General features: G+C 66.4%; 13 protein-coding genes. 4 read left to right on the top strand and 9 right to left on the bottom strand.

Annotated features, from left to right (window positions below):
• Positions 1-4: 4 nt before the first annotated feature.
• Positions 5-1471: an efflux transporter outer membrane subunit gene (locus G7026_RS12620; RefSeq protein WP_181071270.1), complete on the bottom strand. Its 1467-nt coding sequence runs from the start codon at positions 1469-1471 to the stop codon at positions 5-7.
• Entirely contained in the window at positions 1464-1934 is a 471-nt protein-coding gene (locus G7026_RS12615) for a MarR family winged helix-turn-helix transcriptional regulator (RefSeq protein WP_181071269.1), read from the bottom strand. The genes G7026_RS12620 and G7026_RS12615 overlap by 8 nt, the downstream gene beginning before the upstream one ends.
• 270 nt (positions 1935-2204) lie before the next feature.
• On the opposite strand from G7026_RS12615, the gene G7026_RS12610 reads away from it, so the two are divergent.
• Entirely contained in the window at positions 2205-2648 is a 444-nt protein-coding gene (locus G7026_RS12610) for a hypothetical protein (protein ID WP_181071268.1), read from the top strand.
• Between the two features lie 43 nt (positions 2649-2691).
• Here G7026_RS12610 and G7026_RS12605 read toward each other — a convergent pair whose 3' ends face one another.
• The 7 genes from G7026_RS12605 to G7026_RS12575 all read right to left on the bottom strand — a co-directional run bounded on the left by G7026_RS12605 (position 2692) and on the right by G7026_RS12575 (position 11385).
• Positions 2692-3288 carry a hypothetical protein gene (locus tag G7026_RS12605; RefSeq protein ID WP_181071267.1) on the bottom strand — a complete coding sequence of 199 codons (597 nt, stop codon included), beginning with the start codon at positions 3286-3288 and terminating at the stop codon, positions 2692-2694.
• Positions 3289-3439: 151 nt separating this feature from the next.
• On the bottom strand, positions 3440-5869 hold the full coding sequence (locus tag G7026_RS12600; RefSeq protein ID WP_181071266.1) for a helicase-related protein: 2430 nt from the start codon (positions 5867-5869) through the stop codon (positions 3440-3442).
• A gap of 143 nt (positions 5870-6012) precedes the next feature.
• Positions 6013-7716 carry an adenylyl-sulfate kinase gene (gene cysC / locus G7026_RS12595; protein WP_181071265.1) on the bottom strand — a complete coding sequence of 568 codons (1704 nt, stop codon included), beginning with the start codon at positions 7714-7716 and terminating at the stop codon, positions 6013-6015.
• A gap of 23 nt (positions 7717-7739) precedes the next feature.
• Positions 7740-8894 carry a sulfotransferase family protein gene (locus G7026_RS12590; RefSeq protein WP_219858421.1) on the bottom strand — a complete coding sequence of 385 codons (1155 nt, stop codon included), beginning with the start codon at positions 8892-8894 and terminating at the stop codon, positions 7740-7742.
• Positions 8891-9607 carry a hypothetical protein gene (locus G7026_RS12585; protein ID WP_181071264.1) on the bottom strand — a complete coding sequence of 239 codons (717 nt, stop codon included), beginning with the start codon at positions 9605-9607 and terminating at the stop codon, positions 8891-8893. Before G7026_RS12585 ends, G7026_RS12590 begins: the two co-directional genes overlap by 4 nt.
• Positions 9608-9688: 81 nt before the next feature.
• Complete coding sequence (locus G7026_RS12580; protein ID WP_219858420.1) at positions 9689-10039, bottom strand: hypothetical protein; 351 nt, start codon at positions 10037-10039, stop codon at positions 9689-9691.
• A 5-nt stretch (positions 10040-10044) separates the two neighbouring features.
• On the bottom strand, positions 10045-11385 hold the full coding sequence (locus G7026_RS12575; RefSeq protein WP_181071263.1) for an arylsulfotransferase family protein: 1341 nt from the start codon (positions 11383-11385) through the stop codon (positions 10045-10047).
• A 274-nt stretch (positions 11386-11659) separates the two neighbouring features.
• On the opposite strand from G7026_RS12575, the gene G7026_RS12570 reads away from it, so the two are divergent.
• From G7026_RS12570 to G7026_RS12560, 3 genes are all read left to right on the top strand, one after another.
• The gene (locus tag G7026_RS12570; RefSeq protein WP_181071262.1) at positions 11660-12436 is read left to right on the top strand and encodes a hypothetical protein; all 777 of its coding nucleotides are present in this window, start codon (positions 11660-11662) and stop codon (positions 12434-12436) included.
• A gap of 5 nt (positions 12437-12441) precedes the next feature.
• Complete coding sequence (locus tag G7026_RS12565) at positions 12442-13188, top strand: DUF72 domain-containing protein (protein ID WP_181071261.1); 747 nt, start codon at positions 12442-12444, stop codon at positions 13186-13188.
• 440 nt (positions 13189-13628) lie between these two features.
• A complete protein-coding gene (locus G7026_RS12560; RefSeq protein ID WP_181071260.1) occupies positions 13629-14819 on the top strand; it encodes a sugar transporter in 1191 nt (396 codons plus the stop codon).
• The last annotated feature ends 207 nt before the right edge of the window (positions 14820-15026 follow it).

Below are 15026 nucleotides of genomic sequence, written 5' to 3'. Positions count from 1 at the left end.
GTACTCAGCGTTGAACAGGGGTATTGGCAGAGGCGGGTAGCGGCATGGACGGCTCGAAGCCGCCTCCGAGCGCCTGCATCAGCAGCACGGAGCCGTCGACGCGCTCGGCATTGAGGCTCGCCAGCTGGCGGTCGGCCTGCAGCAGCTGCTGTTGAACGCTCAGCGCGTCCAGGTAACTGCCGATGCCGTCCGAATAGCGCTCCAGCGCCAGTTCATAGGAATGCTCGGCGATGTCGCGGGCACGTTGCTGCTGAGCGATCTGCTGCTCGAGCGAGCGCAGCCGACTGATGCGTTCGCCGATATCGCCCAGCGCGCCCACCAGGGTCTGGTTGTACTGCGCCACCGCCAGGTCGTAGTCGGCATCCCGACCGGCCAGGTCGGCGCGCAGTCGGCCGCCATCGAAGATCGGCAGCGACAGCGCCGGGCCGATGCTGAAGAAGCGGCTCGCCGAGCCGAACAGCGCATCGCCCAACAGCGACTTGCTGCCCGCGGCGGCGCTCAGGTTGAGGTTGGGATAGAAGTTGGCCTTGCTCGCGGCGATCTGCTTGTTCGCCGCTTCCACCCGCCAGCGTGCCGCGACCAGATCCGGACGACGTCCGAGCAGTTCGGCTGGCAGCTCCGCAGGCAGGGTTACCGCCGTGGGGGCGATCAGCCGGGGGCGCGGTAGCGAGTCGCCGCGATCGGGGCCTTTGCCCAGCAGCACGGCCAGACGGATGCGTGCGCTTTCGACCTGTTGCCTGGCATCGGTCAGGGCCGCTTCGGCCGCCGCTTCCAGGCTCTGGGTCTGCTGCAACTGGTACTCGCTGTCGAGCCCGGCATCGACCCGGCCCTGGGACATCTGCAGGATGTCCCGGTTGCGCTTGAGATCCTGCTCGGCGATGTCCTGGGTGGCGTACGCCAGGCCCAGCGCGTTGTAGGCCCGGGCGACCTGCGAAGCCAGGCTCAGACGAGCGTCCTGACGGTCCACTTCGCTGGCCTGGGCCTGGCCGACGGCCGCTTCCCAGGCGGCGCGCTGGCCGCCCCAGAGATCGAACGTATAGCCCGCATCCAGCGACAGGCTGCGCAGGGTGCTGTAGCGCTCGCCCTGGCCCAGCGGATCGTCGACACGCGACAGCCGCGAGCGGGTAATGCCGCCGTTGGCATCGAGCCGCGGCTGGCGCGCAGCGTCCGCCGCCAGTACCGCCGCGCTGGCCTGGCGGGCGCGGGCGTCGGCGACCTGCAGGTCAGGGCTGGACTGCAGCGCTTCCTGGATCAGGGCATCGAGCTGGGCGTCGCCGAGCCGGTTCCACCAGTCCTGGCGCGGCCAGGCGGCCGGGGAGAGGGAAGCGCCCAGGCTGCGCTCGGCCTCGAGCGAGGCGGGATCGATCAGTTTGCCCTCGCTGTGCAGTCCTTCGAAGGATGCGCAGCCGGTCAGCAGCAGGGCGGCCGTCAGCAGGCTCAGTGGGCGGGAAAGGCAGTTCACGTCAGGCATCTCCTCGGGGTTGCGGCAGCGCGTCGGCGGCGCTGAGCATCTTCGTCAGAATCCGCTGGAATTCGCTGACCTCGGCGGCGCTCAGGCACTCGGTGAGCTCGTTCATGGAATCGGCTGCGATTTCCGGGACCCGCTCGCCCAGGGCCTGGCCGCGATCGGTGAGCACCAGCTGCACCTGGCGCCGATCGGTACTGGAGCGCTCGCGGCGCAGAAGGCCCTTGGTTTCCAGACGGTCGAGCATGCGGGTCATGGCGCCGCTGTCCAGGCTCAGGGCGCGGCAGAGTTCGGCAGGCGTGGAGGCGAAGCGCCGGTTCATCAGCAACACCACCTTGAACTGGGCGGCGGTGAGTTCGTGGTCGCTCAGGTGCCGCTCGAGGATGCGGTCCTTGAGCTGGTTGATCAGCGCGATGAGATGGCCGAGCGATTGTTCGACGGGGTAGTTGTTGCGGTCGAAATGCGGCATGGAGGATAACTGCCTAGGCAAATAATGGGTGACACATTACTGCCTAGGCAGGTAGTTGCCTAGTAACATTTAGAAATATTTATCGAGGCGAATGAGGTAAGGAGGCGTTCGATGAAAAGGTGAAAAGGCGAGAACGCGTTATCGAATGTCGATGATGGCTATTTGCCTTGATAGGCCATATCGGTATAGTCCGCGCCCGCAATGGACCTGCTGAGCTGGCTACAGCTGGACGAGTCGTCCATCGCTTCCCCGAAATCAAACGGAATGATCATGAAAGCCAAGCAGTTCTTCGCCGTGACCCTCGGCGCCGTCTTCCTCAGCGCCTGTACCGCCACCACCAGCCTGCGTTCGGCTGACCCGCAGCTGGCGGTTGCCATCAACCAGGATGCGCCGCTCGTTCTGGCTGCCCCGGTGGAAAAAACCTACAAGACGACCAGCTTCGGGCAATACCGCTTCAAGGCCACCCGCGCCGACGGCGAGCCGATGTACGGCCTGGTTCCGCTGAAGTTCAACAACGGCTACCTGGTCGCCGACATCCTGTTCTTCGCACCGGCGCTGTTCTACAACCTGCGCGAGGTCTACCCGTTCTATGAGTTCGATGCCGAAGAAGGCGTGGTGCGCTACAAGAAGCGCGCCGAGGACGAGTGGGTCAGCTACCGTCCGACGGCAGCCGAACAGCAGCGTGCTCGCGAATACTTCGCCAACGCCAAATAAGAAAAAAGGGGCCTAGGCCCCCTTTTTCTTTGCCTGTAGCTCGTTATCGCGGCACCACGCGCACCCGTCCGGCGGTGTTGTCGCGGCCGGACGCGCGCTCGTTCTCCGAGCGCCCGGGGATGTTCGCATCGTCCGAGGCGATATCCGAGACGCGCGTGTTCTCGACTTCGCTCGTCCCTACGCTGACCGAGGTGGCGTCCGGGTAGCCCGTGGTCAGGGCTGCGGTGCTCGCGGTGGCCGGCCGGCTATCGCCGTCCGTTCCGCGATCGCTCTGTTCGTCGATGTCGATGGCGCCGTTGCGGTTCATCACCTCTTCGACCAGCGAGACGCGCGACTCGTCGGCGACGCTCACCGTGACGATGGTCGAGCCGCGGTGCATGGCGTCGGAATAGCCTCCTGCGTGTTTGTCCGAGTCGTCACCGAAGACCGAATGGAAGAAATTGGTGACCCGCTCGCTGAGCGAGTCTTCGCGCTTGGTGACATCGTGAGTGACCTCGACCTGGCTGCTCTTCACCATGTCCGGGTTGCTCGATGCGGAAATCTGGATGTCCTCGCCGGCCACGCCCTGGGACGTCAGCTCGGCTTTGACCTTTTCGGCTTGTTCGTAGCGGTCGAATGCGGCAATCAGAATCTGGGTCATCTCTCACCTCTGGGTCAGGGGGCAGCCATCCGCTGCGTTCGATGGCGTGAACGCCGGTGGCCGGCGCCTCGGTTCACGCGCTCCTGACTATTGGGCGCAAGACGGGGCGTGATGGTTCAACCTCAATTGTTGGGGAAGATGAACGCCCCGGTCACCGCTGCTCGCGCCAGCAGGCCTGACACAGGCGGAACTTGCGGTCGAGCAGAGGCATGGGGCCGCCGCAGCGTTTACAGGCCTTGCTTTCGCCCGACAGGCGTCGTTGATCGGATCTTCGCGGTCGCCGTTCGCGGGACAGCTCCTGGGTAATCGCATCGTTGAGCAGGCGCCGGTGTTGTTCGCCTTTTTCCACCTGAGGAAAGCGTTCTGGCAAGGCGCGGGCCAAATGCAGGTAGGTCTCGATGACGTGCAGCGAGCTCTCCAGCGTGGCCAGGTCGGCGTTGATGATCAGCCGCGGCAGGTCCACCGCCTGGCCCGCGGCGACACGCTTGAGCCACTGCTGGGCGAAGCCGCTGGCGGGGCTTTCCAGGCCGCCGCGGATCGGCGTGCAGGCGAATACCCAGCGCAACCACATGTCGATGGCTGGGTCGTCGATCAGCTCGATCCACTGCGCCAGCTCGTCCGGCAGCACCGAAACGAAGGCCGCGCCGTAGTTGATGTTGCGGTTGAAGGTCAGCCAGGCACGCATCAGGCTGGGCTCGTTCATCAGCTCGGCGATGGCGGTCAGGTGGTCGATGGACGGGCGCACCTGGAACTGCGACAGATCCACCGGCAGGTCCGGGCTGTTGAACAGCCGCTTGATGTTCTTGAGCACGCCCGGGTCGAGGGCGGTGATGGTGCCGTTGTCGTGGTGGCCGAAGCGCCCGGCACGCCCGCCGATCTGCTTGACCTCCTGCACCCTGAGCTGACGATTCTCGATGCCGTCGTACTTCTCGTCGGTGTAGAAGCACAGCGTGTGGGCCGGCAGGTTCAGCCCCATGCCCACCGCGTCGGTGGCGACCATGATCTGCGCTTCGCCTTCTCGGAAGCGACGCGCCTGCTCCCGGCGCACCTCAGGCGAGAGGGCGCCGTAGACCACCGCGACGCTCTTACCGGTCATTTCCAGCAGGCCCTTGAGTTCGAGCACGGTCTTGCGGCTGAAGGCCACCAGCATCGAGCCTTCCTCCAGGTGCTTGAGCGTGGTGGAGTGGCGGGCCACGTCGACCGGGGAGAGGCGTTTGGTGCGCTGGATCACCAGGCGGTCTTCGCACAGCTCGCAAAGCGTCTTGAGCGACGGCTCGATCAGCGCCGGGCCGGTCATCATCAGCTCCGGCGTGTAGGCGCTCACCAGCGCATCGACCCAGGCCCAGCCACGTTGCGAGTCGGCCAGCAATTGCACTTCGTCGACCACCACCACGTCCCAGTGCTGATGACGGAAGCGGGCGAACTCCTCCACCGTGCAGCAGAAGTGGGTGGCGCCTTCGCGGATGATTTCCTCCTCGCCGGTGACCAACGAGCAAGGCACGCCCATCGACTCGATGCGCTCCTGGTTCTCCAGCGCCATCAGCCGCAGGGGAGACAGGTAGATGGCGTGCTTCACCGAGGTCATCGCCTCGATGGCGCGGTAGGTCTTGCCGCTGTTGGTCGGGCCCAGCAGCGCGGTCCATTTGCGGGTCAGCCGGCGCGCCGGGTAGAGCTTGTGGTAGTGGACGAAGCGCGGGTTGTTCTCCAGCAGGACGGCAAACGCCATCTTTTCCTCATGCTGCTGGCGTTCCCGGCGAAGCGCCTTGCGCAGCTTGTGCGGCTCCAGCCAGAAAAGCTCGGTCAGCCGCTTGTGTTCGAGCAGTTGCAGGTCGAAGCCCTGGGCTTCACTGAGCATCAGGTCGAACTTGGCGCGCAGTTCGTCCTCGTCGCGGGCCTTCCAGGCCTGGACTTCCTGGTCGCTGAGCAGGTGGTCCTGGCCGCCGGGGATGCGCCGCTGCACCTCGAGCGAGAGGTCGCCCTGGCGCAACTGCACCACGTAGCGCAGCTCATGCCGGATCTCGTTGAGGATGTCGAAGGCCCTGGACGCGAACTCCTCGAGCCGGGGGAACGCGGTGGGTATTCGCTCCAGCACCTGGGCGCGCTCTTGCTCGGTCATCCGTGCGAACGGCGCTTCGAGCATGCGCAGGCGTTCGCGGACCACGCCCTGGACGGCCAGCCGGGCGTTCTCGTCGAAGGCCTCGGGTGTGGCGCTATCGGGGATACGAAAGGCCCAGTCGGGCTCCAGCAGGCCCTGAACAGAGCCTAGGCTGAAGGGCTTCTCGCTGCCGAACAGATCGACCGGGCACTGGAAATCGTTGACATCGCGATTCAGTAGCCGGCCGAACAATCCGGCCGGCTCCTGCAGGACGGCGTCCACCGTCTCCGGCTCCAGGCCGAGCCAGAACGCCTTGGCGGCGCGGCCTATGGCCGGTGGCTGGTAGCCGACGTAGACGGTGAACCATTTTTCCTGGTGGTTCTTCTTCGGATTGAATTCGGGATATCGCTCGCTGGCCCAGTCGAGGAAACGTTTGAGCCGCTCCTGCTTGAGGGATGAGCGTTGCTTGACTTCGACCTTGCGCATGATCGACGCCTCTTCTGATCGTGGCGGGCAAGCCAGCCGCTGGAAGGCAGTGGTTGGCTAAAAGGTTGGACATTGCGATGGCGCCATCCTATCAGTGCCGATGGCGACGGGAGGACAGACGGGCGACGGCCCGGCGCAAAGACCTAGATCATCGCGCGCTGGCGCAGATGGTCGATCACCCGCTCGGCGAGCGCCTCGGCATCTTCTTCGTCGGCGGGCAGGCGCAGGTCGGGCGACTGCGGTGCCTCGTAGGGGCTGCCGATACCGGTGAAGTTGGGCAACTGGCCGGCGCGCGCCTTCTTGTAGAGACCCTTGGGATCGCGCGTTTCGCAGGTTTGCAGCGACGCGTCGACGAAGATCTCGACGAACTCGTCGGCCTCCAGCAGCTCGCGCACCATCTGCCGCTCGCTGCGAAACGGCGAGATGAAGCTGACCAGGGTGATCAGCCCGGCCTCGACCATCAGCCTGGCGACCTCGCCGACGCGGCGGATGTTCTCGACCCGGTCCTCGTCGGTGAAGCCCAGGTCGCGGTTCAGGCCGTGGCGCACGTTGTCGCCGTCCAGCAACATGGTGCGCTTGCCCAGGGTTTGCAGGCGCTGCTCCACCAGGTCGGCGACCGTCGACTTGCCCGAGCCGGAGAGCCCGGTGAACCACAGCACGCACGGCTGCTGGGCATTGGTGGCGGCGCGGCTGGCCTTGTCGATCTTCATCGCGTGGCGGTGGATGTTGGCGGCGCGCCGCAGGCCGAAGGCGACCATGCCGCAGGCGATGGTCGTCTGGCTGGTGTGGTCGAGCAGCTGGAAGGTGCCGGTGGCCGGCCGCTCCGCGCTCGGGTCGAAGGGCAGGGCACGGTCCAATGCCAGATTGCAGAAGGCCAGGTCGTTGCGGTTCAGGCGCTTGGCCGCATGCCGTTCGAGGCTGTCCGGCTGCAGCCGATGCTTGATCTCGGTGACCCGCGCGCCGACCAGCGTCTCGCCCAGGCGTAGCAGGTAGCGTCGCCCCGGGTAAAGCGGTTGCTCGTCCAGCCACAACAGGTGCGCGGCGAACTGGTCGGACACTTCCGGGCGGGCCTGGGGCGTCGCGATCAGGTCGCCAGGGGATACCGACAGCGCGGGTTCCAGGGCGAAGCGCAGCAAGGGTCCGGCCGGCGAGCCGATGTATTGGAGCTGGGCCAGCCGCGACGGCTCGGCGCCCGGCAGCACCACCACCTCGTCGCCCGGATGCGGCGTGCCGGCCAGCAGCCGCGCGCAATGGGGCAGCGCATGGTCGGCGTCGCAGGGCAGCGCGCGCAGGCGCAACGGCTGCTCGGTGGCTGCCGGCGCGCAGCCTTCGAATTGTTCGAGCAGGGGTTTGCCGCGGTACCAGGGCAGGTGGGCGGAGCGCTGGTGGAGGTTGTCGCCGCTCCCGGCATCCACCGGCACGGCCACCAGCCGGGCGATGCCGATCTGCTCGCAATAATTGCGGTATCGCCGTACCAGACGGGCGAACGCGTCCTCGCGCCAGTCCATGCCCTGCATCCGGTTGACCACCAGCACCAGTTGACGCACCCCGAGCAGCGAGGCGACCAGGCCCAGGCGGTGCGCCTCGGCATCGATGCCCGTGCGTGCATCGACCACCACCACCGGCACCGTCGGCAGGGCATCGGCCAGCTGCGCGAACCAATGGCCCGGCTGCGCGGCATCGCTCAGCAGGAAGCGTTGCCGGGCGTCGCTCAGATCGCCCCGTAACCGTTCGATGAGCTGCGCGACGCCCGCATTCTCGCTGCCATGCACCAGCAGGCGGAACGGGCCGGGACAGGGCTGCGGGACGCTGGCAACTTCAAGGCGTGACGGGTTGGAGCGAGCCATTGGGATTCCCCCGCGCAGTGCTGTCAGCCGACCTGTTGCACCCTGTCGGTCTGGCCGTAGCCGAATCGCGCCGCGACCGGGCCGGTGATGGTCTGGATCGTCGCCCGTTCCTCGGCGGTGAATGTCGGCTGGTAGTAGGTCGGCGCATGCAGTCCTGCCGCGGCCTGTTCGATCGTTTCGGCGGGAAAGGCCAGCTCGCTGTGGGCCAGCACCCGTTCGAGGGTGTCGCGCGGCGCCCCGCACAGGTCTTCGTAGCGCACCACCTGACACGCCTCGCGCAGTGCGGGATCCGCCTCGAGGGTGTCGGCCAGGTGGCGGTAGACGTCGGCCCAGTAGTGGGCCCAGCCTTCGACTTCCTGGCCGTCGCGCCAGAGCTGCTGGATTCGCTCGGTGCTGGCCGGGTTGCCGAGGTTCATCGGCCGTCGGTCCAGGCCGAACTCGTAGTGGCCGACCCGGCGCATGTGTTCCAGCGCCCGGGGTTCCTGTGTTTCGCCGGTGGCGAAGAGCGCCTGCTGCTTGATCAGCGAAGCGATGTGCCAGACCGGATCGCGTATCGCCAGGATGAAACGCGCCTGGGGGTAGAGCTTGTGCAGGTAACCCAGCCGGGCGAGGTTGTAGTTGCCCTTGGCCAGGTAGCGCTGGCGCTTGCGGATGGCCAGCAGCTTGCGCAGGTGATCATCGTAGAAGCGCTCGAACAGCGGATGGCTTTCGTCGCGCCCGAGCACCGAGCTGCGGGCCGGGTCGTGGGCGTCGGGGAAAAAGCCCATCCAGATCATCTCCTCGAAGGCCTCGGGGCTTTGCGAGGTGATGGCGATACCGTCCTTGTGGGCGCGCTCCTTGGCCGCTTCCTTCTTTTGCGGCACCAGCGACAGCCAGCGATTCCACCAGTAGGGCGTGAACACCGGCGGGAAGTCCGCATAGCGGTGGCTGGCCACGCTGGGATGGCTGGCCAGCTGTTCGAGCAGGATGGTGGTGCCAGAGCGGGCGAGGCCTGCGACATAGATCGGCCGATCGATGCGGATGTCGACCAGGGTGTCTTCGAGCAGGCGGCTTTCCAGATTGCCGAAACGGATCCAGGTCTGCGGGTAGCGATGGATCCAGCCACTGAGCAGGTGCATCCAGGTCGGTACGTCGAACGCCGGATCGGCTGTTTCGTTCTTGGGGTTCTGCTCGGTCATTCGATGCGTGCCCAACGGTAGGTGAGCAAGGAGGCGAGCATCATGCCGGGCAGCAACAGCGCCAGCCATGTGCGCATCCAGGAGGGGCCGAACGGCAGGTAGGAACGCTCGGGCAGACCGATCTCGACGCGCTGCACGGCGTTGTCGTCCGGCAGGTAGCCGAGCGGGTTGCCGAGCAGCCAGTTCCACCAGTGGCGCTGTTCGATCACGGTGATCGGCGCGGTGAGCTCGATGTCCAGCCAGTCGCTGTCGGGCAGGTTGATCCGCACGATGGGAATCTCGCCGTCGCCGAACCACTCGGCATAGAACGGCTCCGGCGCGACGTTCATCGCCGGTGCCTCGTCGGGTTGCGGATAGTCGTGGCTATAGGCTTGGTCCAGCCAGCTGAGCAATGCCAGCAGCGGCAGCATCGAGATCAGGGTCGGCAGGGTGACGAGCCCCAGATGGCGGAACGCGGCGCCAAACTGGGCGCGGATCAGCGGGCCGGCTTCGCTCATCTCGCCATCGAAGTTGTTCAGCCGCTGGCGTGCTTCGCGTGCCTCGCGCTTGGCGCGGCCAATCGAAGCCTGGGGGGATATCACCCGATACAGCAGCAGCGTGCCGGCCCCACCGATCGCTGCCCAGAGGAGCAACCGTGCGGTATCGGGCAGGGCCGTGGCCATGGCGTCGTCGATGGCGGCGAACAATGGCGCGGGAAGGTTCAGTAGTCCCATAGGTCCCTCGGGTTTCGGGCCGTGATCGACAGAGGGTTCAGCCGGCGTGACGGTCAAGGACCGACATGCCGGCACCGGGCATCAGAGGCGGGTGCCGTGGGTGCCGGTGGTTTTCTCCTCGACGGGCGTTGCGTGCACAGGGGCTTCGCTCGGCTCGGCCTGGCGTGCCTGGACCACCGGTGTTTCGGTAACCGGCGACGTGGAACTGGCGGTTGCGACCTGTTCGGCCTTGCGCCGCCGACGCATGCGACGGATCGGCCACATCACGATGTAGATCACCGCCACACCGACGGCGGCGAGCAGCCCCCAGAGCGCGGCGAGCAATCCCAATCCGGCACCGGGGCCGACGTAGGCGTGGGCAGCGAGGGGTAGGGTGGTGAGAAGGAGCCCGGCGAGCAGGGCCTTGGGGAATCGCTTGGTGTCAGCGGTCATGACATTCACCTTTGTTGAGGATTGTCGATAACGGCGCGGAAGTCCTTGTCGAATTCTCCAACAGAGAAGCGTTGTCCTGACGAGACGATCGGAATGTATCGGTCCCGGTCTCCACCGCGGATCGGGTTGATGAACTCCCAGGCGATCTCGCCTGCGGGCGTCACTTCGAAGAGCCGACCGCCATCGGATTCATTGATCAGGCGGTTGCCGTTGGGCAGGGTCTGGGCCGAGCTACGCACATAGCTGTCGAACGGCTGTTCATCGTTTCCCGCGTAGCTCCAGACAATGGCATGGGTGCCAGGGTTCACTTCCAGCACCCGCGCGGCGTTGCCGACCTGATAATTGGCGGCGTTGTCGAACAGCGTGAAGTTGCCGTTGGGCAGCGCCCGGGCATCGTGCTGCACGATCCACGGGCCGCGGGTCGCCCAAGTCATCTCGCCGGTTTCGGGATCGACCAGGGCCACGGTGCCGATGTTGCGAAAGGAAATCAGCACCTGGCCCGGGCGCCCCTGTGCCGGAGCGAAGGCAGCGGTGAGGGTCTCGTCCAGGTACTGCACGCTGTTGGCGTGCAGCGGGTCGGAACCCGCGTAGGCCGGCGTCTGGTAGACCGGCTCGGCGTACGGCGAGTCGAGGAAGGCCCGGGCCAGCGATACCTTGCTCAGCTCCTCGCCGGTCTGGCCGTCGAGCACCACCAGGAAGTCGTCCAGCCACGGCCGCTCCAGCCCCTGCAGACCGGGAATGTCGTCCTCGCTGAGGTCGTGGGTGAGGGTCACGACCCGGCCGTCGGGCGTCAGGTGCAGGTCGTGGTGGGTCGGCCCGTGGTAGGCCCAGAGCAGCTTCGAGTCGCGGTCGATGCGGATCAGCCCGTAGCCCCAGGGTGTGTCGTTGTCGGCGGTGATTACCACCAGCAGGTCGCCATTGGGCATCAATCGCGCCTTGTCCCAGTAGATGCGATCGGCGTCGCGCGGCGCCCGGCCACTGGGGCTCTTGTCCCAGATATGGTCGTAGGGCAGCTCCCAGCGGTGCACCACCTCGCCCTGCATGTCGATCAGCTGGGCGTAGCTGCCGTCACCTGAGGTGTAGAGCGTCACGCCCTCGTAGGTCTGGCCCGGCTCGTTGAGGGTCACGCCGCGGTCGTCGCGTCGCGCCTCGCGCCACAGGTGGGTCTCGGTATGCAGGTCGGTGGCTGACAGCTGGCTGAGCAGCGCATGCCCGGCTTTGTAGGCGTCGTTGAAATAGGTGTAGGGGAAGGTCTTGGCGAGCACCACGAACGCACCGGCCACGAAGGCGATGAATACGATGGCCGCGAAGAAAAGGGTAAATCCGATTCGATCCGATCGATCCATCCGACCTCCTGCAGTGGGTGCAAGACAGCGCCGCGCATGCGCGGCGTGAGGGCTGGCGCTCAGCCCGAACCTGCCTTGGGACTGCCGTAATGCCGTCGCGTTCGCTTAGGGGGCGGCCTGCGAACGGCAATCGGTAACAAGATGCTGCCCGACCAGGAAACGCTGTGGTGCGCCAGCGCCCACGAGACGCTGAACATACGGCGTCGCGGTTTGTCTGCCTCACAGGCGCGCCTGCGATCGCGGGCGCGCATCCTGTTATTGCAAGGTGCCGTACATGACCGATGACTCGACCCACGCCACGTTACCGCCGCAGAGCCAACCTCCGCTGGCTCGGCCCCGCCGCGCCCTCGGCGTGGCGGTATTGATTCCCCTGTTGCTGGCGGTGGCGACGCCTTTTCTCTACCTGCACGGCAAGGCGTACCACGAGGGCTACCTGGGGTATTTCGATCTCGAGCCTTCGATGTTCCCGCTGGATACCGCCGCGACCCTCATGACCGCAGTGATGGCCTGGGCGCAGGCGGCGACGGCCGGGTTAACCGGGCTGACCGCGCTGCTGGCGGCCAACATTGGCCTGGTGCTGGCGCTGTTCGTGCTGGCGGTGCTGCTGTTCGGGACCTTCAACTACCTCATCCGCCGCTATCGCCCGGCGCTGGAGCGGTCGCGGCGTGCCCAGGCCGGCGATGCGCCCACGAGCTGGTGGCGCGAGCTGGTGCGAAGTGCGCTCTATCTGTTCCTGCCGGGTTATGCGTTGTTCGCGCTGTTGCTGATGGTGGCGCTGATCATCCTGCTGAACGTCGTGCCCTTCGTGAAAATCGGTGCCGACCAGGCGGCGCGGGACCTGCAGGGCGAGTTCAGCCGTGCGCCGGCGGTTCAGGTGGCGGACATGGTTGGTGCGGTGTCCGAGTATCGACTGATCCAGTGCTCGACGCTGTTCTGCGCGCTCTACGCCCGGGGCACGGTGATGGCGGTGCCGGTGTCGGCGATCAACGCGGCGGTCACCGATGTCGGCGACAAGCTGGCGACCGGGCAGGAACGGCCCCGGCGCGAGTGACGGACATGGCGGCGTCGGCCCAGGACTCCCCGCTGTGGCTCGGTTGTGCCGGCTGGAGCCTGCCTCGCGAGCAGTGGCCGGCTTTCCCCGCCGAAGGCACGCACCTCGAGCGTTACGCCGGGCGCCTGCCGGCCTGCGAAATCAACACCTCCTTCTACCGGCCGCATCGGCCGGCCACCTACGCCAGGTGGGCGCAAAGCGTGCCGCCGGGGTTCCGCTTCTCGGTCAAGGTGCCCAAGCAGATCACCCACGAGCAGCGCCTGGGAGACTGCGACGCCATGCTCGAGGCCTTTCTCGAGCAGTGCACGGCGCTGGGTGACCGGCTCGGCTGCCTGCTGGTGCAGCTGCCGCCTTCGCTGACCTATGACGCGCCGGTGGCCGAGCGATTTTTCGCTGCCCTGCGGACCCGCTTCGAGGGCGACGTCGCGCTGGAACCGCGCCATGCCAGCTGGCTGCAGGCCGAACCCTTGCTGCACGACCTGCGCATCGGTCGGGTCGCGGCCGATCCGTCGCCCCTCGGCGAGCCGTTGCAGCCTGCGGGCTGGCCACAGCTGCGCTATTACCGTTTGCATGGCTCGCCACGCCTGTACTACTCGGCATACGGCTCCGAGCGGTTGCGGCCGTTGGCCAGGCAACTGCTGGCCGAGCGCGAGGCGGGCGCGCAGGTCTGGTGCATCTTCGACAACACCGCCAGCGGCGCGGCGGTGGCCGATGCGCTGCTCATGCAGGACTTGTCCGGTGGGGCAGGGTGAGCGTTCGCCCTTGGAGTTGTAAGGTCCGTGTGGGGAGCTGGTCCCTGGTCGCGGTTGCGGCACTTTGAAACGCTAGCGGGCTTGACCGCGAGCTTTGAGTCCAGACGGCATTCCGATCGCGAGCGTAACGGCACCCGTTCTGGTTCGAGCAAGTCCGGCGCTCCACTGTGCTGAAGGCCGCCCACACCACTCGTCGTCGGTTCGCCCAGGCGTCCGGGACGCGATTGTGAAGGGTCTGGGTGGAGGCGTAGAATCCGCGCCGCTCAGGTCGCTCTCCCATCTCCATCGTATTCGCCGTCTCCAGCCCGCCAACGGCCGGACGCGGTGTCTGCCGCGCATGGAAACGGATGGGTTTCTTCTTCGCTGTTCCTTTCGGCGTCCCGTGTCTCACGGGAGCGCGGCCTCGCCATTGGAACAGGCTCTACCTTCAGACTCGCTCGATGACCACAGTTGCGGACACCACCGCCGGACGCTGGATCAGTGTGATCGCACTGGCCCTTGGCGCCTTCATTTTCAATACCACCGAATTCGTGCCGGTGGCGCTGCTGTCGGACATCGGCCGCAGCTTCGAGATGCCCACGGCCCACGTCGGGCTGATGCTGACGATCTACGCCTGGGTGGTGGCGCTGATGTCGCTGCCGATGATGCTGCTCACCCGCAACATCGAGCGGCGCAAGCTGCTCACCTTCGTGTTCCTGGTGTTCATCGCCAGCCATGTCGTTTCCAGCCTGGCGTCGAGTTTCGCCATGCTGATGGTCAGCCGCGTCGGCATCGCGCTGGCCCATGCGGTGTTCTGGTCGATCACCGCATCGCTGGCCGTTCGGGTCGCGCCCGAAGGCAAGCAGGCTCAGGCGCTCGGTCTGCTGGCGACCGGTAGCGCACTGGCCATGGTGCTCGGCATCCCGCTGGGCCGGGTCGTGGGCGAGCTGCTGGGCTGGCGAACCACCTTCCTGGCGATCGCGGTCATCGCCGGGGTCACCATGCTCTGCCTGATGAAGGCGCTGCCGTTGCTGCCGAGCCAGAATTCCGGTTCGCTGCGCAGCCTGCCGGTGCTGTTCAAGCGTCCGGCGCTGGTGGCCGTCTACGTGCTGACGGCGCTGGTGATCACCGCTCATTTCACGGCCTATACCTACATCGAACCCTTCGCCCAGCTCGTCGCCGGGATCAGCGGTGACATGACCACCGTTCTGCTGTTGCTGTTCGGCGGCGCGGGAATCCTCGGCTCGTTCCTGTTCAGCCGCTACAGCGGCCGCTATCCGAAGGGCTTCGTGATCGTGGCCATCGCCGTGCTGTCGCTGTGCCTGCTGCTGTTGCTGCCGGCGGCGACGGATTCGTCCTCATTGGGCGTGCTGGCGGTTGTCTGGGGCATCGCCAGCATGTGCTTCGGTCTAGCGCTGCAGTCCAAGGTGCTGTCGTTGGCCTCCGACGCGACCGACGTGGCGATGGCGCTGTTCTCCGGCATCTTCAACATCGGTATCGGCGGCGGTGCCTTGCTGGGCAGCCTGGTGAGCACCCACCTCGGCCTGCCGAACGTGGGCATCGTCGGCGGCCTGCTGGCCTTCGCCGGATTGATGCTCTGCTGCCTGACCACCTACCGCTTCGCGCGCCCGCTGCGGCCGACCGTGCCGTAGCGCTGGCATCAGAGATCGATGCCCTGGCGGCATGCGTTCTGTCGGCTTTGTCGACGCGGGCGTTGTAAAGGCCGCACGCTGGGCTACATAAGTCTTATGTCTGCTGATTCCACAGGCCGGGCGCCGCTGATCGCAGTGCCCGGCCTCGTTTTTGCGAGACGGCGCATCTAGGCCGGCCTGTCGGCTTACGGCGTTGATCTGGTGCTG

The organism is Stutzerimonas azotifigens (genome assembly GCF_013522725.1).
GTDB classification, from domain to species: domain Bacteria; phylum Pseudomonadota; class Gammaproteobacteria; order Pseudomonadales; family Pseudomonadaceae; genus Stutzerimonas; species Stutzerimonas azotifigens_A.
Note: the sequence above shows the minus strand (reverse complement) of the source record. Positions and strands in the feature narration are given on the sequence as shown.